22 protein-coding genes and 2 pseudogenes are annotated in these 24,860 nt (G+C 68.8%); 20 read left to right on the top strand and 4 right to left on the bottom strand.

Annotation, left to right across the window (positions count from 1 at the left end; all coding sequences use genetic code 11):
• Positions 1–20 precede the first annotated feature (20 nt).
• From NR111_RS05865 to NR111_RS05830, 8 genes are all read left to right on the top strand, one after another.
• Positions 21–821, top strand: a complete 801-nt coding sequence (locus NR111_RS05865) for a metal-dependent hydrolase (protein ID WP_256820234.1) — start codon at positions 21–23, stop codon at positions 819–821.
• Positions 822–1,295: 474 nt separating this feature from the next.
• Positions 1,296–1,931 (top strand): TetR/AcrR family transcriptional regulator, encoded by a 636-nt coding sequence (locus NR111_RS05860; RefSeq protein ID WP_244294238.1) that lies wholly within the window; start codon positions 1,296–1,298, stop codon positions 1,929–1,931.
• 4 nt (positions 1,932–1,935) lie between these two features.
• Positions 1,936–2,883, top strand: coding sequence for a TauD/TfdA family dioxygenase (locus NR111_RS05855; protein WP_256820233.1), 948 nt, complete (start codon positions 1,936–1,938; stop codon positions 2,881–2,883).
• A 208-nt stretch (positions 2,884–3,091) separates the two neighbouring features.
• Positions 3,092–3,784: a nitroreductase gene (locus tag NR111_RS05850; protein ID WP_256820232.1), complete on the top strand. Its 693-nt coding sequence runs from the start codon at positions 3,092–3,094 to the stop codon at positions 3,782–3,784.
• 35 nt (positions 3,785–3,819) lie between these two features.
• Positions 3,820–5,421 carry an acyl-CoA synthetase gene (locus NR111_RS05845; protein ID WP_256820231.1) on the top strand — a complete coding sequence of 534 codons (1,602 nt, stop codon included), beginning with the start codon at positions 3,820–3,822 and terminating at the stop codon, positions 5,419–5,421.
• Positions 5,418–6,167: an enoyl-CoA hydratase-related protein gene (locus tag NR111_RS05840; RefSeq protein WP_256820230.1), complete on the top strand. Its 750-nt coding sequence runs from the start codon at positions 5,418–5,420 to the stop codon at positions 6,165–6,167. The genes NR111_RS05845 and NR111_RS05840 overlap by 4 nt, the downstream gene beginning before the upstream one ends.
• Positions 6,168–6,216: 49 nt before the next feature.
• Entirely contained in the window at positions 6,217–7,596 is a 1,380-nt protein-coding gene (locus tag NR111_RS05835) for an aldehyde dehydrogenase family protein (RefSeq protein ID WP_256820229.1), read from the top strand.
• Positions 7,597–7,656: 60 nt separating this feature from the next.
• Positions 7,657–9,252 carry an ABC transporter substrate-binding protein gene (locus NR111_RS05830; protein WP_256820228.1) on the top strand — a complete coding sequence of 532 codons (1,596 nt, stop codon included), beginning with the start codon at positions 7,657–7,659 and terminating at the stop codon, positions 9,250–9,252.
• A gap of 156 nt (positions 9,253–9,408) precedes the next feature.
• On the opposite strand, the pseudogene NR111_RS05825 reads toward NR111_RS05830, so the two are convergent.
• Both NR111_RS05825 and NR111_RS05820 read right to left on the bottom strand, forming a co-directional pair.
• A pseudogene (locus NR111_RS05825) lies at positions 9,409–10,693 on the bottom strand (IS3 family transposase).
• The gene (locus NR111_RS05820; RefSeq protein WP_256820227.1) at positions 10,626–11,609 is read right to left on the bottom strand and encodes an IS110 family transposase; all 984 of its coding nucleotides are present in this window, start codon (positions 11,607–11,609) and stop codon (positions 10,626–10,628) included. Before NR111_RS05820 ends, NR111_RS05825 begins: the two are co-directional and overlap by 68 nt.
• A gap of 293 nt (positions 11,610–11,902) precedes the next feature.
• Here NR111_RS05820 and NR111_RS05815 point away from each other — a divergent pair.
• Positions 11,903–12,141, top strand: a pseudogene (locus NR111_RS05815) (integrase core domain-containing protein); the annotation flags it as partial.
• Between the two features lie 206 nt (positions 12,142–12,347).
• The gene (locus NR111_RS05810; RefSeq protein ID WP_206680941.1) at positions 12,348–12,977 is read left to right on the top strand and encodes a TetR/AcrR family transcriptional regulator; all 630 of its coding nucleotides are present in this window, start codon (positions 12,348–12,350) and stop codon (positions 12,975–12,977) included.
• Between the two features lie 28 nt (positions 12,978–13,005).
• Here NR111_RS05810 and NR111_RS05805 read toward each other — a convergent pair whose 3' ends face one another.
• Positions 13,006–13,791, bottom strand: a complete 786-nt coding sequence (locus NR111_RS05805) for an SDR family oxidoreductase (RefSeq protein ID WP_256820226.1) — start codon at positions 13,789–13,791, stop codon at positions 13,006–13,008.
• 131 nt (positions 13,792–13,922) lie between these two features.
• Here NR111_RS05805 and NR111_RS05800 point away from each other — a divergent pair, with 131 nt between their 5' ends.
• From NR111_RS05800 to NR111_RS05790, 3 genes are read left to right on the top strand one after another with little or no spacing between them, the layout of a single operon-like run.
• Entirely contained in the window at positions 13,923–14,924 is a 1,002-nt protein-coding gene (locus NR111_RS05800; protein WP_256820225.1) for an NADP-dependent oxidoreductase, read from the top strand.
• A gap of 11 nt (positions 14,925–14,935) precedes the next feature.
• On the top strand, positions 14,936–15,889 hold the full coding sequence (locus NR111_RS05795; RefSeq protein WP_256820224.1) for an NADPH:quinone oxidoreductase family protein: 954 nt from the start codon (positions 14,936–14,938) through the stop codon (positions 15,887–15,889).
• Positions 15,886–16,389, top strand: a complete 504-nt coding sequence (locus NR111_RS05790) for a thioesterase family protein (RefSeq protein WP_154830027.1) — start codon at positions 15,886–15,888, stop codon at positions 16,387–16,389. Before NR111_RS05795 ends, NR111_RS05790 begins: the two co-directional genes overlap by 4 nt.
• Positions 16,390–16,478: 89 nt before the next feature.
• Here NR111_RS05790 and NR111_RS05785 read toward each other — a convergent pair whose 3' ends face one another.
• Positions 16,479–16,949, bottom strand: coding sequence for a MaoC family dehydratase (locus NR111_RS05785; RefSeq protein ID WP_154830028.1), 471 nt, complete (start codon positions 16,947–16,949; stop codon positions 16,479–16,481).
• A gap of 108 nt (positions 16,950–17,057) precedes the next feature.
• Here NR111_RS05785 and NR111_RS05780 point away from each other — a divergent pair, with 108 nt between their 5' ends.
• From NR111_RS05780 to NR111_RS05750, 7 genes are read left to right on the top strand one after another with little or no spacing between them, the layout of a single operon-like run.
• Entirely contained in the window at positions 17,058–17,819 is a 762-nt protein-coding gene (locus NR111_RS05780; protein ID WP_256820223.1) for an SDR family oxidoreductase, read from the top strand.
• A gap of 11 nt (positions 17,820–17,830) precedes the next feature.
• Positions 17,831–18,637: an SDR family oxidoreductase gene (locus NR111_RS05775; RefSeq protein WP_154830030.1), complete on the top strand. Its 807-nt coding sequence runs from the start codon at positions 17,831–17,833 to the stop codon at positions 18,635–18,637.
• On the top strand, positions 18,634–20,160 hold the full coding sequence (locus NR111_RS05770) for a class I adenylate-forming enzyme family protein (protein ID WP_256820222.1): 1,527 nt from the start codon (positions 18,634–18,636) through the stop codon (positions 20,158–20,160). Before NR111_RS05775 ends, NR111_RS05770 begins: the two co-directional genes overlap by 4 nt.
• 16 nt (positions 20,161–20,176) lie before the next feature.
• A complete protein-coding gene (locus NR111_RS05765) occupies positions 20,177–21,394 on the top strand; it encodes an acyl-CoA dehydrogenase family protein (protein WP_256820221.1) in 1,218 nt (405 codons plus the stop codon).
• Complete coding sequence (locus NR111_RS05760; protein WP_256820220.1) at positions 21,387–22,556, top strand: acyl-CoA dehydrogenase family protein; 1,170 nt, start codon at positions 21,387–21,389, stop codon at positions 22,554–22,556. Before NR111_RS05765 ends, NR111_RS05760 begins: the two co-directional genes overlap by 8 nt.
• Positions 22,553–23,623, top strand: a complete 1,071-nt coding sequence (locus NR111_RS05755; protein WP_256820219.1) for an acyl-CoA dehydrogenase family protein — start codon at positions 22,553–22,555, stop codon at positions 23,621–23,623. The genes NR111_RS05760 and NR111_RS05755 overlap by 4 nt, the downstream gene beginning before the upstream one ends.
• Before the next feature lie 40 nt (positions 23,624–23,663).
• The gene (locus NR111_RS05750) at positions 23,664–24,860 is read left to right on the top strand and encodes an acetyl-CoA C-acyltransferase (RefSeq protein WP_154830035.1); all 1,197 of its coding nucleotides are present in this window, start codon (positions 23,664–23,666) and stop codon (positions 24,858–24,860) included.

Here is a 24,860-nt window from a genome sequence, read left to right as displayed (position 1 = left end):
GACTGTGAGGTGTGTGGCGCATGGTGATGGGACCTACGCATGCGATGAGCGGCGCCGCCGCGGGGCTGGCTATCGGGGCATTTCTCCCCGTGGAATGGGGCGGGGCCACCTCCGCGACCGAGGTGTTCGTGTTTGCCGGCGTCACCGCCGGAGCGGCGCTTCTTCCGGACCTCGATACGCCGCAAAGCACGCTGGCTCGTAGCTTCGGGCTGGCCTCCAAGGCCCTCGCCCACATCACTGAGAACGTCTCGAAGGCCATCTACGATCTGACGAGGACTCGCAGAGACGCCCGGATCACCAACGGCCATCGCACGGCGACTCACACCTTATGGTTCGCAGTTCTTGCGGGTGCCGGCACCGCTGCCCTCGTCTCGGCGTACGGCAAGAACAGTGCTATCGGAATCCTGTTCTTCATGCTTGGCCTGGGCATACGCGGCTTGGTGCCGAACTGGACCGGGAAACAGGATTGGACTTTCGTCACCGGGCTCTCGCTGGCGCTCGCGGTAGCGGTGTGGTTCGCATTGCCGGCCTCGGCTGGCAGTGCAGCGCTCGGCGCAGCTGTCACCACCGGTGTCGTGGTGCACATCCTCGGCGACATGGTCACCAAGCGGGGCGTTCCTCTTCTCGGCGGTGTCGTCAGCATCGGAGGCAAGCGATGGCGGAACTTCCGTCTGCCGGGACCGCTCCGTATTCGCGCAGGCGCTGGCATGGACGCGATGTTGGCCGTTGCCTGCGCTACCGTAGTGGCGTTTCTGGCCTACTGCGTAGTGTGGGCGCCACACCTTCTCGGCGCGCCCTGGGTGGCGGGCACTCTCACCTGACAGCGGAGGGCTGACCCACGGGCGAGAACGAAGCGCGGCACCTGCACGAGTCGTGCAGCGCGATCGTGGACCGCCCGCTCGATACGCTTCGGTTCGTTCAAATCGGGTGATCCGGATGAGAGACAGGACAGTCGCCAAGGTCGCGGCGGAGACGCCGCGTATTCGGCCTCGGTGAGTGCGGAGCCGATGTGCTCGACAATCCGGCGAGGTTCAGGCGCCGTGTGGGCGTTTTGGACCGGTACCGACCCGACACCGGCCGGGCCTATCGCACCCACGGGTTCACACCGCGATGACAGGCCCGCGGTCAGTGCCGAGAATCCTTGGCGGCCAGGGTCTCTACCAGCGAATATCTCCTGCTGGAACCAGCTGGACTCGTCTGATGCGCACCTCCGGTATCTGCCCCGAGGCTGCCCCGACCAAACGCGGATCTCCGCGACTATTGACAGTTTAAGGTTTCGACCTTAGGTTCGTTGTGTGACCAGGACCACCTCGCGCCAGTTGATGATCGATGCCGCTGAGCAGATAGTTGCCGAGCGGGGGCTGCCCGCGCTCACGTTGAAGGACGTGCAGATCGCAGCGAATCAGTCCAACAAGTCGGCGGCGAAGTATCACTTCGGCTCTCGTGAAGGGTTGCTCGACGCGGTGGTGGATGCGCGGATGTCCCGGGTCAATGCTCGTCGACACGAGATGTTGACCGCCTTGCGGGAATCACCTGACGTCCCGACCTCCCGGCAGCTGGTGGAGGCACTGGTTCGGCCGCTGGCGGCAGAGACCCTGGGGCGTCCGGAGAGCCGCTATGCCCGCTTTCTCGTCCAGGCCGTCTTCGATCCCGCTCTGGCCGAGCTGCTCACCAAGCACCTTCAGTCCGACAGCTACACCGCAGTGGTGCAGCTGATCACCGATCGGTGTTGGGCGCCACCCGAGGTCTGCCGCTGGCGGGTCCAGAACGTGGTGATGCTCAACATGACGGCGCTCGCCGCCCACGAGGGTGTCGAGCGGACGCTGGAGGAGACTGACGCGATCGTCTCGGACCTGGTCACCACCTGTGTTGCCGCGCTCGCTGCGCCGATCTCTCCGCCTGTCTCATCGGAAACCCATCTCCAGGAGTGACCTCATGACCTACGCCCTTCCCACCGCCGCGATCACCACCCCTACCGACCCGCTGGCGTGCTTCGGCCCGATCGTCGCACCGCGGCTGTCCGAGTCGATGGAGGACCGCCCGTACGAGCTGTTCTCGCTGGAACCCGCCACCCCCACCATCGGGGCGGAGATCTCCGGGATCCGCCTCGGCGGCGACCTCTCCGCCGAGGTGAAGGCCGAGCTGCGGCGGGCCCTGCTGGAGTGGAAGGTGCTGTTCTTCCGCGATCAGGACATCAGCCGGGACGAGCACCGGGCCTTCGCGCAGTCGTGGGGCCCGCTGGAGCAGCACCCGTTCTACAAGTACACCCAACCCGGCCAGACCGACATCGACGTGGCCACCCTGGCCAAGGACGCCACGAGCGCGGCGGCGGAGAACATCTGGCACAACGACGTCACCTGGCACGCCACGCCGTCATTTGCCGCGGTGCTGCGTGCCGTGGAAGTCCCCCCGGTGGGCGGAGACACCCTGTGGGCAGACACCGGTGCGGCGTACGACCTGCTGCCCGAGGACGTCAAGAACCGCATCGATCACCTCGAAGCCGAGCACGACTGGATCGTCTCGTTCGGCTCCGGGATGCCCCAGGACGCGATCGACACGCTGCGCCCGCACTTCCCGCCGGTGACCCATCCGGTGGTCCGGGTCATTCCCGAGACCGGGCGGCGGGTCCTGTTCGTCAACGTCGCCTTCACCCAGCGGATCCTCGGGGTGAGCGAGGACGAGTCCAACGAGCTACTGCGTCTGCTCTACCGCCACGTCATGCGTCCTGAACTGCAGGTGCGTCTGCGGTGGAAGCCGAACACCATCGCCTTCTGGGACAACCGCGCCTGCCAGCACTACGCCTCGAGCGACTACTTCCCGGCCAGGCGTGTCATGGAGCGCATCTCCATCGTTGGTGACGCACCGCAAGGCATCGCTCGCTAGCACTCTCGGCCGACCCTGGCCGACGCCGGACCGACCCCCCCAGAACGCACCCGCGCCGTCGAGGTGGGCCCCATCACTCGAGGCCCATCGAGGCGGGGCGGGACCACCTGCGCACCGAGCGCTTCACCGTGCCCGGCGGCTCGCTGCCGCCCACCCCTCTCGACCCCCGACTCCTGTCGGCTCCGGTCGGCCCAACCGAGAAGGTTCCATGACCGTCCAGCTGCCCACCACCACCGATCCGACCGACGTGGCGTCAGTGATCACCAGCCGCCGCAGTTGTCGGGCATTTCTGCCCGACCCGGTCGAGCCCGACATCATCACCCGCATTCTCGAGCTGTCCCAGCAGGCACCCTCCTGGTGCAACACGCAGCCGTGGCAAGTCGCTCTGACCGCAGGGGACGGGACCGAACGTCTGCGGCGCGGCCTGGCCGACTTCGTCCGCTCCTCGGCGCAGGAGCCCGACATCGCGTTCCCGCCCAGCTACGAAGGCCAGTATCGCGCCCGGCGCAAGGACTGCGCGATGCAGCTGTACTCGAGTCTGGGCATCGCCGACGGCGACCGGGCGGCATCGCTCGAGCAGACGATGAAGAACTTCGACCTGTTCGGTGCCCCGCACGTCGCCGTGATCACCACCGCGAAGTCCCTCGGTACCTACGGTGCGGTCGACTGCGGCGTCTACGTGGGCACCTTCCTCATGGCCGCGCACAGCCTCGGCGTAGCCACCGTCGCCCAGGCAGCTCTCGCCGGCTGCGCACCCTATCTGCGCGACTTCTTCGACATGCCGGAGGACCGCGACGTCGTGTGCGCGATCTCCTTCGGCTACCCCGACACGGACCACCCGGCCAACACCTTCCGCACGCCTCGGGCCGACGTCGAGACCGTCGCCACGTGGGCCACCTGAGCGAACTCACTTCGTGAAACAAAGGACACCGTTCGATGACACTCAATCTTGCTGACCTGTTCGAAGCCGTCGCCGATGAGCTACCGGATCGCTGCTGCCTGGTCTGTGGCGACGAGCGCCGCACGTTCACCCAGCTCGACCGGCGGTCGACTCAGCTGGCCCACGCACTCGCCGCCACGGGGGTGCGGCCAGGCCGGCATGTGGGGATCCACATGCGCAACAGCCCCCAGTTCGTCGAGGCGATGCTGGCGTGCCTGAAACTGCGGGCGGTGCCGGTGAACATCAACTACCGGTACACCGAAGCGGAGCTGACCTACCTCTACACCGACGCCCAGCTCACCGCCCTCATCGCCGACAGTGAATTCCTGCCGGTCATCGCGACCGCACTGCCCGCGTGTCCGGCCATCGACACCCTCGTCACGCTCGGCTCCGGCCCCGGCGCCGATCTCGGGGCGGTCAAGCATCTCGACTTCGAGACCCTGCTCGCAGAGCAACCGTCCACCAGAGACTTCCCCACCCGGAGTGGCGATGACCGGTTCATCATCTACACCGGCGGCACCACCGGGATGCCCAAGGGCGTGGTGTGGCGGCAGGAGGACTTCTTCATGGCCGCGCTGGCGGGCGGAAACCACGATGGCCCACCGTTCACCGACGCCGTGTCGCTCGCCGCCGCTGCGGCTGCGAATCCGCATCCGATGACCACGCTCCTGCCGGCACCGCTGATGCACGGCGCGGCCGTGTACTCGCTGTTCAGTGGCTTCTTCACCGGATCCAAACAAGTCTTGATGCGTGCGTTCGACCCTGACCAGGCGCTGCAACTCATCCAGGACGAGAAGGTCTCGTGCGTCATCGTCGTCGGTGACGCGATGGCCAGACCACTGACCGACGCGATCGCCAGTCACGGGACATCGTTCGATCTGAGTTCCCTGGTGCTGGTCAGCTCCGGTGGCGCCCTCTGGTCGGCGAGCTCGAAGAACAAGCTCCTGGAGCTGCTTCCCGGGCTGTACCTCCGTGACGGATTCGGTGCCTCCGAGTCCGGTGTCGACGGCACCCTCGACACCGATGCGGACGGGATCACCCGTGTCCGCGGCAACCCCAACATGACGCTGGTCGACGCCGACCTGCGCGTCATCGAGCCCGGATCCGATGAACTCGGTTACCTCGCCCGCAGAGGCCATGTCCCGCTGGGCTACTTCAACGACGAGGCCAAGACCGCCACGACGTTCCCCGTCATCGACGGGGTGCGGATGTCGATCCTGGGGGACATGGGTCGGATCGAGGCCGACGGCGCGATCGTCCTGCTCGGCCGAGGTTCGGGCTGCATCAACACCGGAGGGGAAAAGGTCTTCCCCGAGGAAGTCGAAGCCGCACTCAAGAGCCACCCGGATGTCATGGACGCCGTGGTCACTGGCATCCCCCACGAACGCTACGGCGAGCAGGTCACCGCAATCGTGCAGCTGCGCGACGACATGGCCGACTACGACACCGACCGACTCGCCGAACACTGCCGGCACTCGATCGCCGGCTACAAGGTGCCTCGCGCGATCACTCTCGTCCCCCACATCGTCCGTTCCCCTGCGGGCAAGGCCGACTACCGGTGGGCCAAGTCGATCGCCACAGCCGGAGTACCGGCATGAGCGTCATCGAAGAACGCCGCGACCACGTTCTCATCATCCGCATCGAGCGCGAAACCAAACGCAATGCGATCGACCGCGCGACCGCGGAGGGGATCGATGCCGCGCTCAACCGACTGGACGACGACCCGGACCTGTGGGTTGGCGTCCTGACCGGCACCGCGAACATCTTCAGCGCCGGCACCGACCTCTCCGAGCGGGAGCATCTGCGCACTGAACGCGGTGGCGAATACGGGATCATCCGCAGGCAGCGGGACACGCCGGTCATCGCCGCGGTCGAGGGCATGGCTCTCGGCGGGGGAATGGAGATAGCCCTGGCCTGCGATGCCATCATCGCCTCCGGTACGGCGGCGTTCGGGCTCCCCGAGACCCGCCGCGGACTCGTGGCCTCCTCGGGAGCACTGTTCCGGGCCGCCCGAGCGTTGCCCCCGAACATCGCCCGCGAACTCCTCGTTACCGGGCGCACCCTGAGCGCACTACGCGGGTACGAACTGGGACTGGTCAACGAGGTCACCGAGCCCGGACAGGCGCTCGATCGAGCGCTGGTGTTCGCCGAGGACATATGCCGATCCTCCCCGGTGGCGGTCCGCGAGACGCTGCGGGCCCTGCGGGCGATCACCGAAGCCGAAGACGACCACGGTTGGCAGGTGACCGGTCAGGCACTGGAGACGGTTCTGGCCTCCCAGGACATGCAGGAAGGCATCAGTGCCTTCTTCGACAAGCGCGCCCCGCGCTGGCAGGGCCGCTGACGCGTACCGCTGCGCACTCCCTTACCCCCGAGAACGGACACGCCCCGAAATGACCCCCGACACTCATCTCATCTCGATCGACCCCGCCACGCTGGAAGAGATCGGCCGCACTCCCGTCACCACGCCGGAGGAGATCGACACCCGGATCACCGGTGCCCAGGACGCGTTCATGACCTGGCGCAGCGACCGGGCCCACCGTCAGAGTCTGCTGGCGAAGTGTTCCGAGCGGTTGATGGCCCAGCTCCCCGAGCTCGCCGAGATCCTCAGCCGTGAGCAGGGCAAGACCCTCGAAGTCGCCAGTGGCGAGGTGTGGATCGCCGCGCACTGCTTCGCGCACTACGCCGAGCTCGACTGGCAATCCGGCATCGAGGCGCCGGAGACCCCCGAGAGGCGGGCGAGCATCGAATACCGCCCCCTCGGAGTCGTCGCGGCCATCGTGCCCTGGAACTTTCCCATCTTCCTCATGGCGGCCAAGATCGCCCCGGCGCTCGCTGCCGGCAACACCGTGGTCGTCAAGCCCGCGGAATCGGTCTCCATGGCGCTCGACGAGGTCGTGGGCGTCCTACAGGGAATTCTGCCTCCGCAGGTGCCTAACATCGTGCACGGGGGCCCGGAGGTGGGGCGAGCCGTTATCGCCCATCGGCACGTCCGGAAGGTCTCCTTCACCGGATCCACCCAGGTGGGACGCCAGATTATGCGCCAGGCGGCCGACACCCTCACGCCGGTGACACTCGAGCTCGGCGGCAACGACCCCGCGATCGTCCTCGACGACGCCGACGTGGACTTCGCCGCGCAGTCGCTGGCACACAGCGCGTTCTTCAACACGGGCCAGATGTGCATCGCTCCCAAGCGGGCCTACGTCCCGGCCGACAAGGTGGATCACTTCTGTCGCGTGTTCGCATCCGTGATGGACGAACTGCCGGTCGGGCGGGGACTCGACCCCGGGGTGAAGGTGGGCCCGCTCCACAATCGAGCCCAGCTCGACTACGTGCGCAGTCTCCTCGACAAGGCGGTAGGAGACGGGGGAGTCGTCGTCCGCGGTGGCGGGCGGGGCACCGACCTGCCCGGGTACTTCCTCGAACCCACGCTCATCCGCGACGTGGACGACACCGCGGACATCGTCTCGAAGGAGCAGTTCGGTCCCGTCTTTCCCGTCGTCGCCTACGACGAGGTCGACGACGTCCTGGCAACGCTGGATTCCCAGGAGTTCGGCCTCGGTGCGTCGGTGTGGGGCAGTCCCGACGCCGCTGAGGCCATCGCGTCACGCATCGACGCCGGGCAGGTGTGGATCAACCAACACAACGCACTGGAAGTCGAGCTCCCCTTCGGCGGAACCAAGTCGAGCGGCTTCGGCCGTGAAGGCGGGATGGAGGGGATCAACGAGTTCCTCCAGACCAGGGTGATCAGCCGCAAGAACGTCCACACCTGACCTTCGTCCCCGGAACTGTCAGCAGTCACCCGGTCCCACCCCCTCGTGCAAGGAGCACACATGAAACTCGCAGTCACCACCCTGGCAGCCCTGGCGCTGACCCTGACCGCCTGCGGAGGTGGAGGCGAGACCTCCACCACCGCCTCCGATCGCGCGGAGGCGCAGGCACCGGCCGACGCAGGCCGCTGCACCGAGGACAACGTCGGCGGCACGATCACCATGGGCGAGTTCGTCATGCTCCCCAGCTTCGCGCCCGGGCAGGGGAACTACGGTGTACGGGGAGCCGCCGAGTCCGCCGCCGTCTACGACCGGCTAATGCGGTGGGATCCCGAGGCTCAGGAATTCGTGCCCAAGCTCGCCGAGTCCCTCGAATCGAACGACGACAACACGGTATGGACCCTGACGTTGCGCGACGACGTGCGGTTCTCCAATGGTGATCCGCTCACCGCCGACGATGTCGCCTTCACCATGGGGCTCCACCAGGACCCGGCGACCCGGTCGGTGGTCATGACCGATGCGATGCAGGTCAAGAGTGCCGAGGTGCTCGACCCGCGGACCGTGGAGTTCACGCTGAACGAGTCGTGGGCGGGATTCCCGATCGTGCTAGCCGGCGCAGCGGGAGAGGTCATCCCGCAGAAGGCCTACGAGGCCAGCACCCCGGAGGAGTGGGCACGCAACCCGATCGGCGCCGGGGCGTTCGTGCTGGACAACTACATCCCCAACCAGGAAGTCGTCCTCTCCCCGAACCCCGACTACTACGGCGGCCCGGTGTGCCCCTCGCTGCGGTTCATCAACATCCCCGGATCCCAGGGCACGTTCGACGCCTTCCAGACCGGCGAGGTCCAGGTGGCGTTCCTGCGCAACGCGAAGTTCGTCTCCATGGCGAAAGACGCCGATGTGGCGGGGTTCGAGGAAGTCACCAGCTCGGGCTCGGTGATCAACATGAACACCGGAAAGGGGGGCTATGACGGCATCATGACCGATGAGCGGGCGCGACAGGCGGTCGCCTACGCGATCGACCGCGATCTCTACAACCAGCGTGTCACCGACGGCAAGGGGCAGCCGACATCCTCACTGCTGGCCGAGTCCTCGCGCTTCTATGACGGGCAGCAGGGGCTGGACTACGACGTCGAGAAGGCCCGCGCCATGGTGGACGAGCTCAAGGCGGAGACCGGATGGGACGGGTCGCTGACCCTGCTCATCGGCGACAGTCCGGAGGTCATCGAGTCCGGAGTGGTCGTCAAGGCGATGCTCGATTCCGTCGGGTTCGACGTCACCATCCAGAACGCCCCCATCGCCCAGGTCACCGCACGGCAGTTCACCGGCGACTATGAGATCGTCATGGGCGGTCTGGCCACCTCCGACGCCGATCCCGTCGCCGCCTTCGCCAGTGGGATGACCCCCGGAGGCGCGACGAACCTCACCGGGGTCGACGACCCCGAACTGACCGAGGCGATCACCGCGTTGAAGGCAGCGGATGATCTGGAGGCCCAGCAGGCGGCCTTCACAGACCTCCAGGAGGTCTACAACCGGGTCATGCCCTTCACCGTGATCGCCAACGCCGAGATGTTCGTCGCGATCGCCGAGTCGGTCAAGGGCGTGGAGCCGACTCTGTCCTCGACGATGCTTTTCGACGGCGCCTACCTCGAGAAGTAAGAACGCCCAGATACGCCCCTTCCCGGGCCGTTCACACAACGTGGACGGCCCGGGAAACGTTCCGACCCAGAACGGTCTGACCTACCAATGGAAGTGCCGACCACCACCAGAAAATTCGAAACGAGCGGTGAACCGCCCCAGGTTTCCCGCCGCTCCCTATGTGGGTTGCAACTCTCGGTTGAGAGCGGCGTAGCAACTCAGCTCGAACTCGACGGGCGGGACGTATCCCAGGCTCGAGTGCAGCCGGTCATTGTTGTACCACTCGACCCATGCGGCGGTGGCGTACTCGACGTCGGCAAGCGTCTTGTACGGCCCGTCGTGGAAGATCGACGAGCGGATGCACTCGGCCTTGTAGAGGCCGTTGATCGTCTCCATGAGCGCGTTGTCGTACGCGTCGCCGACGCTGCCGATCGACGGTTCGATCCCCTCGAGGGAGAGGCGTTCGGTGAACGCTACAGATGTCTACTGGCTGCCTACGTCCGAGTGGCTGATCAGCGATTTCGGCTCGATTGGGTGCCCTTCGCGGTCGCGTTGCCACAGCGCCATCCGCAGCGGAGTCATGACGAGGTCCGTGGCCATGGTGGTGGCCGCGTTCCACGCCACGATGCGCTGGGCGAACACGTCGACGATGAACGCCACGTAGGTGAAGCCGGCCCACGTTCGGACGTATGTGAAATCGGCGGCCCAGAGCCGATATGGCCGATCCGAGGTGAAGTCGCGATCGACAAGGTCCGGCGCCCGAACACCGTCCGGATCCGAGGAAGTGGTGTACACCTTCTTGGACCGGAGTACGCCTGATAGTCCGAGCGTTCGCATCACACGGTCCACTGCTCCTGGGCTGGCTGTGGTCAGACCGGCCCGGCGCACCTCGGCAAGCATCTTGCGGCGCCCGTACAGGCCCGCAGGCTGCATCTTCCGCCGGCCCTGCCCATCGGGTTGCCACACGAGCTTGCGGACGGTGTCCTCGACCTCGGCGTCGCTGACGGTCCTGGCCGCCACCACGCGCTGCGGCGAAGTCCACTCGCGGTAGGTCCGTGCGGCAATCTGCGGGCCCGCGTTGCGCAGGCCTCGGCAGATCGACTCGGGCCCCGTGCCCCTCGGACCTCATCTGGTCGATGAACTCGCAGATCACCGGTTGCGGGGGGTCGAGCTACCCCGCGAAGAAAATCGAGGCCCGGCGCATGATCTCCAGGTCCTCGGTCAGCCGCCGGTTCTCGGCCTTGAGGCGCTTGATCTCGGCGCTCTCCTCGGTGCTAACGCCCGGCCGGGCGCCGGCGTCGATGTCGGCCTGCACCGCCCACCTCCGGACCGTCTCCTTGCCCAGCCCCAACCGGCGGCCCACCTGGTCACAGCAGGCCGTCAGCGACGCGTACTCACCGCGGTGCTCGGCCACCATCCGCAGCGCCCGCTCCTTGACCGCGGGATCGATCTTCTTCGGCATACAACCATCCTCCTCGACTCGAAAAGGAGGCGGCGGGAAACCTGGGGTGGTTCAGGATGGCGCAGTTGGCTTGGCGGTCCCTGCCGCGGTTGAGGCGGTGTCGGGTGGTTTTGCCGGAGCTTGCGAGGATCGGGCTGACGCCGCATAGTGCTGCCAAGCCGGCCTCGGTGGTGACGCGTTCGGGGTTGTCGTCGGCAGTGACCAGGAGGGTCGCGGCGGTGACGACGCCAATGCCGTGGGCGGCCAGCAGTGCCGGGGCGGTGTCACCGATCGCCTGTCGCAGGCTGGCGTCGATGGAATCGATTTCGCGGTCGAGGTCGCCGCATCGGGTGGCGAGCTGCTTGAGACAGCGGCTGGTCACGGCGTGCACGTCGGTGGAATCGCCGCTGGGACGCAGGCGTCGTAACCTCTCCAGGCGGGTCTTGGCGGGTAGGGGTTCGTACTGTTCGCGCACCGAGTCGGGCGCGCTGACGAGGATCGAGCAGATCTGCTGCATTGCGCCGGTCCGGGCTTTAACCGCCGATCGGCGGGTGGTGAGCAGAACGCGGACCGCCTCGACGACGCCGTCGCTGGTCTTGGGTGTGGGCAGGCGGTCAGGCGCCATCGCAGTGCGTGCTGCACTGATTGCATCGAGGGGGTCGGATTTGCCGCGCAGACGCCGATCGGCACGGTTCGGTCGCACGACCTCGGCCACGGTGTGTCCGGCTGCGCGCAGATGCCGGGACAGGCCTGCTCCGTAGGAGTTGGTGCCTTCCACCCCGAATCGCAGCACCTGACCGAAAGCGCACACGAACGCGAGCAGCGCGGTGTAACCCGCTCGTCCGGTGGGGAACTTGTTGTCGCCCAGGACGCCACCGGTCGCGGCGTCGACGACCGCGACGTGGTGGGTGTCGGCGTGGGTATCAACCCCGGCCACGACCTTGGCCGCAGAACACTTGGTTGTCATGATGGATGGTGCCTTCCATTCGTGATTTCGGACAGGCGCGCACCGGCCGGGCGGGCAGAGAAGACGTTGATGGGACCTGGTTGGGTCAGGCTCCTATGAGGTCATGTCCGTTCGGTCGGCGCACTCTTCTTGCGCCATGCCACCCGGGGGACAGATCAGATCAAAGGCAGCTCGTCGAGCGCCAGTCGGAGGGCGAGTCACCCCGGAGGACGTGGCACTTCCATCATCAACGTCGGAGGGTTCCGATCTAACAGGGAAGACGCGTCGGCGACGACTTGGACAACGCCCTCATGGAGTCCGCGATCGGGCTGTGCAAGACCGAGCTGATCGACCTGGAGACCACGCGCAGGTGGACCGGCCGCAACGAGGTCGAGCGCGAGACCGCGGACTGGGTGAAGTGCTTCAACGACGAGCGACTGCACTCGGCGATCGAATACCGACCCCCATCGAGTATGAGGGGATGTACCGTCCCAACCAGGCGACCGAACCTCGGGCCGCCTGATTCAGCAAGACCCTCCGACGGGGCCAGGGCGATTCAACCGAATCAAACCCTGCCTCCGGCCATCCGCATACACAGGGATCTTGACAGGCTCCTCCGTGCAGCGCCTGACCCCCGACGAACAAGTAGAAGCACCCGCTAGCATTAACGCCATGCCCGGCGACAGCGACACCAGCACGGAGGCCCCCGACCTCGTCGACGCCGCGCGTATGGGCACCCAGCCGCAGCCGCAGACGGCGCGGGGTCGGCGCACGCGCGAGGCGCTCATCGCGGCGGCCCGCACGGTCTTCGAGCGCGACGGCTACGTCGACTCCCGGTTGATCGACATCGCCGCCGAGGCAAAGTGCTCGATCGGCAGCTTCTACACGTGGTTCGACAGCAAGGACGAGGTCTTCGCCGCCGTCCTCTACCAGGCGCAGAGCGACATGCTCCACCCCGGGACTGGCCGCATCGAGGCGAGCGATGACCCCGTGGCGATCATCGCCGCGAGCAACCGCGCTTACTTCGAGGCCTACCGGCGCAATGCCCGCCTTAACATGCTCCTCCAACAGGTTGCGGCGCTCAACCCACGCTTCCGCGACCTGCGCAACGCGCGCTCGATGGCGTTCGTCACGCGCAACGCACGCGCCATCGCGGACCTGCAGGAGCGGGGTCTCGCCGATCGCGGTGTCGATGCCTCGATGGCCGCGATGGCCCTGTCCGGGATGGTCGCCCGACTGGCCTACGAGGCCTTCACCGGGGGCGCGGTCGTCGAATCCGTCGACGACCTCGTCGAGACAGCGACCAGGCTGTGGACCAATGCCCTGGGGCTGACGACGCCGGAGCTGCGCGAGGATTGAGCCGTCCGGCGCGCAGCCCCGTGCGCGGTCAGCGGGCGATGGTGACCCCGCCGTCGACGGTGAGGGTGCTGCCGACGACGTAGTCGCCGGCGTCCGAGGCCAGGTAGACCGCTGCGCCCGCCATGTCCTCGGGGCGGCCGATGCGTCCGGAGGGGATCTGGCCGGTGATCTCGTCGCCGTGGTCGCGTGCCTCCTTGTTCATGTTCGAGGCGAAGGCGCCGGGGGCGATCGCGCTGACGATGATGCCCTCGGGCGCCAGGCGCACCGCCATCCGCTTGGTCAGGTGGACGATGCCGGCCTTGCTCGCGTGGTACGAGTACGTCTCCATCGGGTTGAGTGAGAGTCCGTCGATCGAGGCGATGTTGATGACCTTGGCCAGGTGGCCGGTCCGCTCGCGGCCGGCGAGCAGCAGGCCCTTGGCGGCCTGGGTGAGGAAGAAGGGCGCCTTGACGTTGAGGTCCATGACCTTGTCCCAGCCGCTCTCGGAGAAATCGTCGAAGGGCTCGCCCCAGGCCGCCCCGGCGTTGTTGACGAGCACATCGAGGTGGTCCTCATGCTCACGGAAGGCCTCCAGGAGGGCGGCGATGCCGGCGGTCGTCGAGATGTCGTGGGGCAGGGCGACGCACCGCCCGTCGCCGTGGATCGAGGACAGTTCGGCCGCGGTGGCCCGGCAGGCCTCCTCCTTGCGTGCGGTGATGTAGACGGTCGCGCCCTGGGCGAGCAGGCCCTCGGCGATCATGCTGCCGATGCCGCGGGAGCCGCCGGTGACGAGGGCGACTCGTCCGTCGAGGGAGAAGAGGGCGGGGATGTCCATGGTGGTCCTTCGCGTCGGGTGGTGGTGGGTTGACGTTAACCGGACTTGAATCTGGATTCAATAGTAGTTGAACCACGATTCACGTTGTGGGAGGGTGGCGGGAACATTCGATCGAGCACAGGAGCAGCCCCATGACACGGACCTCGCAGGAGATCCGCCTCGCCGCCCGCCCGCAGGGCCGCCCCGACGCGAGCACCTGGGACCTCACGACGAGCGAGGTGCCCGACCCCGGACCCGGCGAGATCCTCGTGCGCGTCGACCTCGTCTCACTCGACCCGGCGATGCGCGGTTGGCTCAACGACGTGCGCTCCTACATCCCTCCGGTCGGTATCGGCGATGTCATGCGAGCCCTGGGCGCCGGCGAGGTCATCGCCTCGCAGCACCCCGACTTCGCCGTCGGCGACGTGGTCAGCGGCAGCTTCGGCGTGTGCGAGTACGCCCTGTCGGACACGGACGGGGTCACCCACCTCGACCTCGACGTCGCGCCGATGAGCACCTGGCTGGGCGCACTCGGCATGCCCGGCATGACCGCATACTTCGGTCTCGTCGACGTCGGTCGGGTGCGGGCCGGTGACACCGTCCTCGTGTCCGCGGCGGCCGGCGCGGTCGGCAGTACCGTCGCCCAGTTGGCCAAGGCCATGGGGGCCCGGGTCATCGGTGTCGCCGGCGGCCCGGACAAGGTCGCCTGGTTGCGTGAGCTCGGTCTCGACGAGGTCATCGACCGGCGGGAGGGCGACCTGCTGCGCCAGGTTCGCAAGGCCGCCCCCAACGGGATCGACGTCTACTTCGATAACGTGGGCGGCGAGCTCCTCGACGCCGCACTGGCCAACCTGCGCCGCGGCGCTCGGGTCGTCCTCTGCGGCGCGATCTCGGCCTACAACGACGAGACCCTCGCAGAGGGGCCTCGACGCTACATGTCGCTGCTGGTCTTTCGCGCGACGATGCAGGGCTTCGTCGTGTTCGACTACGCGGACCGCTACCCCGAGGGCGTCGCCGAGATCTCCCGGCTCATCGCCGAGGACCGCCTCGTCCCTAGCGAGACCGTCCTCGAGGGCGGGGTCCCCGCCTTCCCCGACGCATTGCTCGGCCTCTTCGACGGGGTCAACACCGGCAAGCTCCTCCTGAAGATCTGAAGGGACCCACCATGCGCGCCATCCACATCTCCTCGCTCGACGGCCCGGACGCCGTCGAGGTCGTCGACCTGCCCGACCCGCACCACGAGGACCTCGTGACCATCGAGGTCAAGGCGGCCGGGGTCGCCTTCCCCGAGCTGCTCCAGACGCGCGGCCTGTACCAGGTCAAGCCCGACCTCCCCTTTGTCCCGGGGGCAGAGGTCGCCGGCGTCGTCACCGCCGCCCCCGAGGGCAGTGGCCTGTCCGTCGGTGACCGCGTCGCCGCCCTCACGCTGCTCGGAGGGTTCGCGGAGCAGGCCCTGGCCCGCCCCGACCTCACCTTTGTCCTGCCAGACGAGGTCGGCTTCGAGGAGGGGGCCTCCTTCCTCTTCAACTACGCGACGGTCTACTTCGCGCTCGTCGAGCGCGGCCACCTCGCCGAGGGGGAGACCGTCCTCGTCCACGGCGCCGCCGGTGGCATCGGGACCGCGGCCATCCAGATGGCCAAGGCCTTCGGGGCGAGCACGGTAATCGGAGTGGTCTCCACGCAGGAGAAGGGGGAGATCGCCCGGGCCGCGGGTGCGGACGAGGTGGTCCTCGCCGACGGCTTCCTCGAGGCCGTCGGCAAGGCGAGCGTCGACGTCGTGGTCGATCCCGTCGGTGGCGACCGGTTCACCGACTCGCTGCGCTGTCTGCGCGAGCACGGCCGCCTCCTCGTCATCGGCTTCACCGCCGGCTCGATCCCCGAGGTCAAGGTCAACCGGCTACTGCTCAACAACGTCTCCGTCGTGGGGGTCGGCTGGGGTGCCTACGCCCTGTCCCGTCCCGGCCACATCGGCACGGAGTGGGAGGCGATGCTCCCGCACCTGCGCAGCGGGGCCCTACGGCCCGTCGTCGGGGCGGCCCACCCGCTCGAGGACGCGGCGGCGGCGCTGGGCTCCCTCGAGGGCCGGACGGTCACCGGCAAGGTCGTGCTGGTGCCGTGAGCGGGAGCCTGCCCCCCGTCGAGGAGATCGACCGAATCCCGGCGGCCTGCAGCACCGTCGCCGGGCGCGAGTGGGAGGACGGCAACGGCCACGTCAACGTCGCCCACTTCTACGGCTTCCACATCCGGGGCGCCGAGGAGGCGCTGCGCCGGGTGGGGATCGACGACGCCTACCGCACCAGCCGGCACCTGGGGGTCTTCAGCATGGAACAGCACCTGCGTTTCTTCCACGAGGTCCACATCGGCGAGGAGGTCTCCGCGCACGTGCGGTGGCTCGACCGCGGGGACAAGGTCGTCCACGGCCTCTCGGTCATCGTGAACCGCACGACCGGGCGCATCGCCAACACGCTCGAGGTGATCGAGGGCCACGTCGACCTGGCCACGCGCCGCACCGCGTCCTTCCCGGCCGACGTCGCGCAGCGGATCGACGACGAGGTGGCGGCCCACCGGGCCCTCGGGTGGCAGCTGCCGCTCTCGGGGGCCATGGGCGTGCGCCGCTGACCGGACCCCGGCCCTGACGAACGAGGACCGCACCTGCTCGGCAGGTGCGGTCCTCTCGTGCGTGCAGGGGTCAGACGGTGACGCCGGGATCAGACGGTGAAGCGGCCGATCGACTCGGCGATGAGGATCGGCTTGTCGATGCCCTCCGCCTCGACGGTCAGCATGGTGATGACCTTGACCGCGCCCGGTGACGTCTCCTCGACCGACGTCAGGCTGGCGCGCAGCCGGATCCGCGAATCCACCGGCAGCGGGTGGATGAAGCGGACCTTGTCGTAGCCGTAGTTGAGGCTGTGCGCGAACCCGTCGAAGGCCATGAGCTCCTCGAGGAAGGCGGGTGTGCGCGAGAGGCTGTAGAGGCCGTGCGCGATCGTCGACCCGAAGGGGGAGTCCGCCGCCCGCGCGGGGTCGACGTGGATCCACTGGTGGTCGCCGGTGAGGTCGGCGAAGCCGTCGATGCGCGACTGGTCGACGACGTGCCACTCGGTGGGGCCGAGCTCCACCCCCACGAGGTCCTGGAGGTCCTGCACGGAGGTCGGGCGGCGCTGGGTGGTCTGGGTCACGATGAGCTCCTTCGGTCGCGGACGATTCTCTTCGAATCTAGTTGAACCTGAAGCCGGATTCAAGTATGTTTCGAGTCATCCGGCAGTCGAGACCACAGGAGTTCTCACATGACCACTGACCACCAGCGCATCGCCGTCGTCACCGGCGCGGCCCGAGGTATCGGCGCGGGCGTCGCCCGTCGCCTGGCCGACGACGGGATGGCCGTCGCCGTCCTCGATCTCGACGAATCCGCCTGCGCGGGCGTTGTCGAGGAGATCGTCGCGAGCGGGGGCCGGGCGCTCGCCGTCGGCGCCGACGTGTCGGATCCCGAGCAGGTCGAGGCGGCCGTCGCACGCGTCGCCGACGCACTCGGTGCGCCCACGGTCCTGGTCAACAACGCCGGCATCATCCGCGACAACCTGATCTTCAAGATGTCCGTCGAGGACTGGGACGCCGTCATGGCGGTCCACCTGCGCGGAGCCTTCCTCATGACCAGGGCCTGCCAGGCGTACATGACGCAGGAGCGCTTCGGTCGAATCGTCAACCTCTCCTCGACGTCGGCGCAGGGAAACCGCGGCCAGGCCAACTACTCGGCCGCCAAGGCCGGCATGCAGGGTCTCACCAAGACCCTGGCCATCGAGCTCGGCAGGTTCGGCGTCACCGCCAACGCGATCGCCCCCGGCTTCATCGAGACCGAGATGACCGCGGAGACCGCGGCGCGCATCGGCATCGCCTTCGATGACCTGAAGAAGATGGCGAGCGAGCAAGCGGCAGTGGCCCGCACCGGCACGCCGCACGACATCGCGCACGCCGTCTCCTTCTTCGCGAGCGAGGGCGCCGGTTTCACCACCGGCCAGGTCCTCTACGTCGCCGGCGGGCCGTGCGACTGATGGGCGCCGCGATGCAGGTGCAGGACAAGGTGGCCGTCGTCACCGGCGCCGCGGGCGGCATCGGTGCCGCCCTCGCCGAGGCGCTCGTCGAGGCCGGCGCGCGGGTCGTCGTCTCCGACCTCGACGAGGCGCGGCTGACCACCACGGCCGAGCGGCTCGGCGTGGTCGCGGTCGCGGGGGACGCCTCCAGCGACACGACGATCGCCGCGATGATCGCCGCCGCGCAGGATCACCACGGCCCGGTCGACCTCTTCTTCGCCAACGCCGGGGTCGGCGACGGCTCCGGCCTGGCCGCCACCGACGAGCAGTGGCAGCTCGCGCTCGACGTCAACCTGCTCGCGCACGTGCGCGCCGCCCGGCAGCTCGTGCCGGGTTGGGTCGAGCGGGGGAGCGGGTACTTCGTCTCCACCGCCTCGGCCGCGGGACTGCTCACCCAGATCGGCTCGGCCACCTACTCGGTGACCAAGCACGGCGCCGTCGGCTTCGCGGAGTGGCTCGCCGTCACCTACGGCGCCGACGGTGTCGGCGTCAGCTGTCTGTGCCCGATGGGCGTCGACACCGACATGCTCCACTCCGGCATGAGCTCGACCGAGGGCGACGGCGGCCGGGTGGCCGCGGCCGCCGTGACGAGCGCAGGAGAGGTCCTCGCCCCGCGCGACGTGGCCGACCAGGTGCTCGCCGCGGTCGCCGAGGGGACCTTTCTCGTCACGCCGCACGCCGACGTGCGGGAGTTCCTGCGTCGCAAAGTGGACGACCACGACCGGTGGATCCACGGCATGCAGCGCTACCAGCGACACCTTCAGGGAGGGACCCGATGACCAACGCAGCCGGACTGGTGTGGACCTGGGCCGACGAGACTCCCGAGGCCGTGGCCCTGCGCGAGGGGGAGCGAGACTGGACCTATGCGCAGTTGCGCACCGGGGTGCGCGGGGCGATGGAGCGTCTCGTCGAGCTCGGCGTCGGTCCGGGCGACCGCGTCCTCGTGGTCCTGCCGACGAGCGCCGAGTTCGTCCTCGCCTACCACGCGGTCCTCGCGCTCGGCGCGACCGCCGTGACCGTCAACCCGCTGTGCACGCAGCGTGAGTTGACCCACTTCGTCGACGACGCCGGGTGCACCACCGCGCTCGGCTGGCACGAGGGCCGCGAGCCGGTGGAGGCGACCGCGAACGCGGCCGACCTGCCCCTGTGGCTGCTCGAGCCGGGGTGCGTCGCCGCCCCCCAGGGGCAGCCCGCCCTCGCCGACGTGTCGCCGGAGGACGCCGCGGTGCTGCTCTACACCTCCGGGACCACCGGCGCGCCCAAGGGCGCCGTGCTCACCCACGGCAACCTGCTCGCCTGCGGCGCCGGCTTCGCCGAGGCGCTCGAGGTGACGCGCGAGGACCGGATGGGCACCGCCCTTCCCCTCTTCCACGTCTTCGGCCAGGCCGCGGTGATGTTCACCGTCTTCACGCCCGGCGGCAGCCTGTCACTCATGCGTCCCTTCGATGCCTCGGCACTACTGCGCCTGGCCGCCGACCAGCAGCTCACCGCGCTCGCCGGCGTGCCGACGATGTGGAACGCCATGCTCCACGCCGACACCGACGTCACCGCCGAGGACCTGGCCCACCTGCGGCTGGCCTGCTCCGGCGGTGCCGCCCTCCCCCTCAAGGTCGCCAAGGCCTTCCGCGACCGCTTCGGCGCGATGGTCCTCGACGGCTACGGGCTGAGCGAGACGACCGGCGCAGCGAGCTTCAACCGCGCGATCCACCCGCGCAAGGAGATGAGCGTCGGCCGGGCCCTCGACGGGTGCCGGCTCTCGATCGTCGACGACGACCGCAACCACCTGCCTCCCGGCGAGGTCGGCGAGGTCGCCATCGCGGGGCCGGTGGTCATGCGCGAGTACTGGGGCCGGCCCGATGCCACGGCCGACGTGCGCGAGGGCGAGTGGTTCTTCACCGGCGACATCGGCCGGATGGACGAGGACGGGGACCTGTGGATCCTCGACCGCAAAAAGGACCTCGTCATCCGCGGCGGCTACAACGTCTACCCGCGCGAGGTCGAGGAGGTCCTCTACGGCCACCCCGACGTCCTCGAGGTGGCGGTCATCGGGGTCCCCGACGAGCGGCTCGGCGAGGAGATCGCCGCGGTGGTCACCCCACAGCCCGGCGCGACGATCGACCCCGCAGCCCTGCGGGCCTGGCTCGCGGAGCGGCTCGCCTCCTACAAGGTCCCGCGGATCTACCGCCTCGTCGAGGCGCTCCCCAAGGGGGCGACCGGCAAGATCCTCAAACGCCAGATCGACCGCGACGACATCGCGACCACCGGTGAGCGGCCCGCCCGGGCCACCACCGCCACCACCTGAGCGAAGGGAGCGACCCGTGGACTTCACGACGGACGCCAGGACCGCCGAACTGCAGGAGCAGCTCAACGCCTTCATGGACGAGCACGTCTACCCCATCGAGGCGACCTACCAGGAGCAGCTCGACGCGGCCCCCGACCGCTGGTCGCCGCCGCCGATCATCGAGCAGGCGAAGGAGGAAGCCCGCCGACAGGGACTGTGGAACCTCTTCCTCCCCGGGGACGACGGTGCCGGACTGACCAACCTCCAGTACGCGCCGTTATGCGAGACGCTCGGACGCAGCCTGCACATCGCCCCCGTCGCGACCAACTGCGCGGCCCCCGACACCGGCAACATGGAGGTGCTGCACATGTTCGGCACCCCGGAACAGAAGGAGCAGTGGCTCCAGCCGCTGCTCGCCGGCGAAATCCGCTCGGCTTTCGCCATGACTGAGCCGCGTGTGGCCAGTTCCGATGCGACCAACATCGAGAGCTCGATCGTCCGTGACGGCGACGAGTACATCATCAACGGTCGCAAGTGGTACATCTCCGGTGCGATGAACCCCAACGCCAAGGTCTTCATCGTCATGGGAAAGACCGATCCCACCGCCGCGCGCAACAAGCAGCAGTCGATGATCCTCGTTCCACGCGACACCCCGGGAGTCGACGTTCGGCGCGGGATGAAGGTGTTCGGTTACGACGACCGCGACCACGGTGGACATGCGGAGATCGACTTCTCCGACGTTCGAGTTCCGGCGAGCAACCTCATCGGCCAGGAGGGGGCGGGATTCGCGATAGCCCAGGCCCGACTCGGGCCCGGCCGCATCCACCACTGCATGCGCCTCATCGGTATCGCCGAGCGCTCGCTCGAGCTCATGATCGCGCGGGCCGCGAGCCGCGTCAGCTTCGGCAAGCCGTTGTCCGAGCAGGGAGTCGTCCGTGACTGGATCGCGGAGTCGCGGGTGCGGATCGAGCAGCTCCGCCTACTCACGTTCAAGACCGCCTGGCTGATGGACACCGTGGGCAACAAGGGCGCACACACAGAGATCCAGGCGATCAAGATCGCCGCGCCCGCCACCGTCGAATGGATTCTCGACAAGGCGGTCCAGGTGCACGGCGCCGGCGGTCTGAGCCAGGACTTCCCTGTGGCGGAGTGGTATGCGCAGGTGCGCACCCTCCGGTTCGCCGACGGGCCCGACGAGGTGCACAAGAATGCCCTCGCCCGGAATGAGATTCGCAGGATGACTGCCGATGTCTGATCTGCGCGAGCGGGTCGAGCGACTCCTCGCGAGTCACGACCCGCAGAACACCGCGGCTGCGGAGTTCCTCGCCGCGCAGTTCGACGAGGGCCTGGCATGGGTTCACTTCCCCGAGGGCAAGGGCGGGCTGGGCCTGGCCCGGGGTCGACAACTGGAGGTCGACGCACTGCTCGACGCTGCGGGGGCACCGCGGCCGGACCTCGGACGCAACAGCATCGGCCTGGGGATGGCCGCACCGACGATTCTCGCCTTCGGTGGCGAGGAGATGCAGCAGCGTTACCTGCGGCCGATCTTCGCGGGGACCGAGGTCTGGTGCCAGCTCTTCAGTGAACCGGGCGCCGGGTCCGACCTCGCGGGCGTCGCCACCCGGGCGGTCCGTGACGGCGACGACTGGGTCGTCGATGGGCAGAAGGTCTGGACCTCCGGTGCCCACAACGCCCACCTGGCGATCCTCCTCGCCCGGACCGACACCTCCGTGCCCAAGCACGCGGGGATGACCTACTTCGTGCTCGACATGACCGATCCCGGCGTCGAGGTGCGTCCTCTGCGCCAGATCACCGGCGAGGCGGAGTTCAATGAGGTCTTCCTCACCGGCGTCCGCGTGCCCGACACCCACCGGGTCGGCGCCATCGGTCAGGGGTGGAAGGTCGCGACGACGACCCTCAACAACGAGCGCGTCGCCATCGGCGCCGGCAGCGACCGCGAGGCGGGCCAGATCGGCCTCGTCGCGCAGCGCTGGCGCGAGGATCCCTCCGTGCGCACGCCCGGCCACCACGCCGAGCTCATGCAGTGGTGGGTCGAGACCGAGGTGACCCGGCTGGCCGGGGAGCGCCTGCGCCAGTCCCTCGAGGCCGGTCAGCCCGGCCCGGAGAGTTCGGCCATGAAGCTCGCCTTCGCCCACCAGGCGCAGCAGGTGAGCGGCTTCGCCCTCGAGGTCGCGCCCGAGGAGGGGCTGACCTACCACGACTGGACGATGGTCCGCCCCGACGGAGGGTCCTTCCTCGGGCACGGCCCCGGCTACCGCTACCTGCGCGCCAAGGGCAACTCGATCGAGGGGGGCACGAGCGAGATCATGCGCAATGTCATCGCCGAGCGGGTGCTCGGCCTACCCCCCGACCACCGCCCCGACAAGGGGATCGCCTTCAAGGACGTGCCGCGATGATCGACCTTCTCCACTCCGACGTCGAGGAGTCCCTGCGCTCGAGCGTCCGCTCGGCGCTCCAGCGAACGCTCGACGACGCGCTGCCCGCCCGCCTGGCCGACGAGCCCGACGCCGACGTCACCGGCCTGTGGAGCGCGCTCGCCGAGCAGCTCGGCCTCGCCGGTCTGCTCGTTCCCGAGAGCCTCGGGGGAGCCGGGGCGAGCGCGCGCGAGGCCGCGGTCGTCCTCGAGGAGCTGGGTGCCGCCGTCGCGCCCGTCCCCTTCCTCACCAGCGCCGTCGTCGCCACCACCGCCCTCGTCCACGCCGGCGACGAGGTACATCTGCCGGCGCTCGCCGCCGGTGAGCGCACCGCCGCGCTCGTCCTGCCGTGGACCGCGCGGCGGGGGGCGTGGACGCCGGTGGGCCACTCGGCCGAGCCGGTCGCCGGTGCGCTCGGCGCCGACCTCTTCCTCGTCCCGACCCGGGACGAAGGGGGCGCGCCCTCCCTTCGCGTGTGCGGCCGGGACGAAGTGGACCTCACGCCGATCACCTCGCTCGATGTGACCCGGCCGCTGGCCCGGGTCACCGTGGCCGGCACCGGCACCGAGGTCGCCTCCGGGGGCCGGGCCGACGACGCCGTCGACGCCGCCCTCGCGGCGGGGGCCGCGTTGCTGGCCTCCGAGCAGCTCGGGCTGACCCGGTGGAGCCTCGAGACCACGGTGGAGTACGCGAAGACCCGCGTGCAGTTCGCCCGCCCGATCGGCTCCTTCCAGGCGATCAAGCACCGGCTGGCCGATCTCTACCTGCTCCTCGTCACCACACAGGCGGCCGCCCGGTACGCCGCCGCCACGCTCGCCGACGAGGACCCCGACCAGTACGTCGCGCAGGCCCTCGCCCAGTCCTTCTGCTCCGACGCGGCCGTCAACGCCACCGAGGAGGCCCTGCAACTGCACGGCGGCATCGGCATGACGTGGGAGGCGCCGGTCCACACCCGGCTCAAGCGGGCCAAGTCCGACCAACTCGCCCTCGGTACGCCGGACCGCCACCGCACCGACCTCGCAGCGCTCGTGGACCTCCCCGCGAGCTGACCGCCCACCCGACCCCACCCCAGTCAACACAGGAGTGACCATGCGCGACGCAGTCATCGTCTCTACCGCCCGAACCCCGATCGGTCGCGCCTACCGCGGCGCATTCAACGACACCCAGGCCCAGGAGCTCATCGGCCACGCCGTCCGGCACGCCGTCGAGCGCGCCGGTGCCGAGGGCGACCGCATCGAGGACGTCGTCATCGGAGCCGCATTGCAGCAGGGCTCCACCGCGATGAACATCGGACGGCAGGCCGCCCTGCGCGCCGGCCTTCCCGTGTCCGTCGCCGGCATGTCCGTCGACCGCCAGTGCGCGAGTGGCCTCATGGCCATCGCGACCGCGGCCAAGCAGGTCGTCCTCGACGGCATGGACGTCGCCGTCGGCGGTGGCGTCGACTCGATCTCGCTCGTGCAGAACGAGCACCTCAACACCTACCGCGCGCAGGACCCGTGGCTCGTCGAGCACGTGCCCGCGACGTACATGTCGATGCTCGAGACCGCAGAGGTCGTGGCCAAGCGCTACGGCATCAGCCGCGACGCGCAGGACGAGTACGCCCTGCAGTCGCAGCTGCGCACCGCGGCCGCCCAGGCGGCCGGGGCCTTCGACGACGAGATCGTCCCGCTGGAGTCGACGATGCTCACCAGGGACCGGGCCACCGGCGAGGTCGGCTCGCAGCAGGTCACGCTCACCCGGGACGAGGGCAATCGGCCGACCACGACGATCGATGATCTGGCTACGCTCGGACCGGTGCTCGCCAAGGACGGCACCGAGGGCTTCTCGATCACCGCGGGCAACGCCTCCCAGCTGTCCGACGGTGCCTCCGCCGCGGTCGTCATGGAGGCCGGGGAGGCCTCGCGCCGGGGACTGACCCCGCTCGGCGCCTTCCGCGGGATGGCCGTCGCGGGGTGCGAGCCCGATGAGATGGGAATCGGGCCGGTTGTCGCCGTGCCGAAGCTGCTCGCACAGCACGGCCTGACCGTCGACGACATCGACCTGTGGGAGCTCAACGAGGCCTTCGCCGTCCAGGCCCTCTACTGCCGCGACACGCTCGGCATTGACCCAGAGAAGTACAACGTCAACGGCGGGGCCATCTCCGTCGGCCACCCGTACGGCATGAGCGGCGCCCGCATGGCCGGCCACCTCCTCATCGAGGGCCGCCGCCGGGGCGCCGGGTACGGCATCGTGACGATGTGCGTCGGAGGCGGCATGGGCGCCGCCGGCCTGTTCGAGATCTTCTGA

Origin of the sequence: Dietzia sp. Die43, from assembly GCF_024519835.1 — a bacterium.
Classification (GTDB): Bacteria; Actinomycetota; Actinomycetes; order Mycobacteriales; family Mycobacteriaceae; genus Dietzia; species Dietzia kunjamensis.
Note: the sequence above shows the minus strand (reverse complement) of the source record. Positions and strands in the feature narration are given on the sequence as shown.

Bases quoted from the DNA above. Each gene is read 5' to 3' on its own strand.
- NR111_RS05775 (WP_154830030.1), top strand. From the start codon at position 17,831: ATGCAGGTGCAGGACAAGGTGGCCGTCGTCACCGGCGCCGCGGGCGGC.
- NR111_RS05795 (WP_256820224.1), top strand. From the start codon at position 14,936: ATGCGCGCCATCCACATCTCCTCGCTCGACGGCCCGGACGCCGTCGAG.
- NR111_RS05755 (WP_256820219.1), top strand. From the start codon at position 22,553: ATGATCGACCTTCTCCACTCCGACGTCGAGGAGTCCCTGCGCTCGAGC.
- NR111_RS05750 (WP_154830035.1), top strand. From the start codon at position 23,664: ATGCGCGACGCAGTCATCGTCTCTACCGCCCGAACCCCGATCGGTCGC.
- NR111_RS05835 (WP_256820229.1), top strand. From the start codon at position 6,217: ATGACCCCCGACACTCATCTCATCTCGATCGACCCCGCCACGCTGGAA.
- NR111_RS05865 (WP_256820234.1), top strand. From the start codon at position 21: ATGGTGATGGGACCTACGCATGCGATGAGCGGCGCCGCCGCGGGGCTG.
- NR111_RS05840 (WP_256820230.1), top strand. From the start codon at position 5,418: ATGAGCGTCATCGAAGAACGCCGCGACCACGTTCTCATCATCCGCATC.
- NR111_RS05780 (WP_256820223.1), top strand. From the start codon at position 17,058: ATGACCACTGACCACCAGCGCATCGCCGTCGTCACCGGCGCGGCCCGA.
- NR111_RS05830 (WP_256820228.1), top strand. From the start codon at position 7,657: ATGAAACTCGCAGTCACCACCCTGGCAGCCCTGGCGCTGACCCTGACC.
- NR111_RS05805 (WP_256820226.1), bottom strand. From the start codon at position 13,791: ATGGACATCCCCGCCCTCTTCTCCCTCGACGGACGAGTCGCCCTCGTC.
- NR111_RS05845 (WP_256820231.1), top strand. From the start codon at position 3,820: ATGACACTCAATCTTGCTGACCTGTTCGAAGCCGTCGCCGATGAGCTA.
- NR111_RS05810 (WP_206680941.1), top strand. From the start codon at position 12,348: ATGGGCACCCAGCCGCAGCCGCAGACGGCGCGGGGTCGGCGCACGCGC.
- NR111_RS05770 (WP_256820222.1), top strand. From the start codon at position 18,634: ATGACCAACGCAGCCGGACTGGTGTGGACCTGGGCCGACGAGACTCCC.
- NR111_RS05855 (WP_256820233.1), top strand. From the start codon at position 1,936: ATGACCTACGCCCTTCCCACCGCCGCGATCACCACCCCTACCGACCCG.
- NR111_RS05760 (WP_256820220.1), top strand. From the start codon at position 21,387: ATGTCTGATCTGCGCGAGCGGGTCGAGCGACTCCTCGCGAGTCACGAC.
- NR111_RS05800 (WP_256820225.1), top strand. From the start codon at position 13,923: ATGACACGGACCTCGCAGGAGATCCGCCTCGCCGCCCGCCCGCAGGGC.
- NR111_RS05850 (WP_256820232.1), top strand. From the start codon at position 3,092: ATGACCGTCCAGCTGCCCACCACCACCGATCCGACCGACGTGGCGTCA.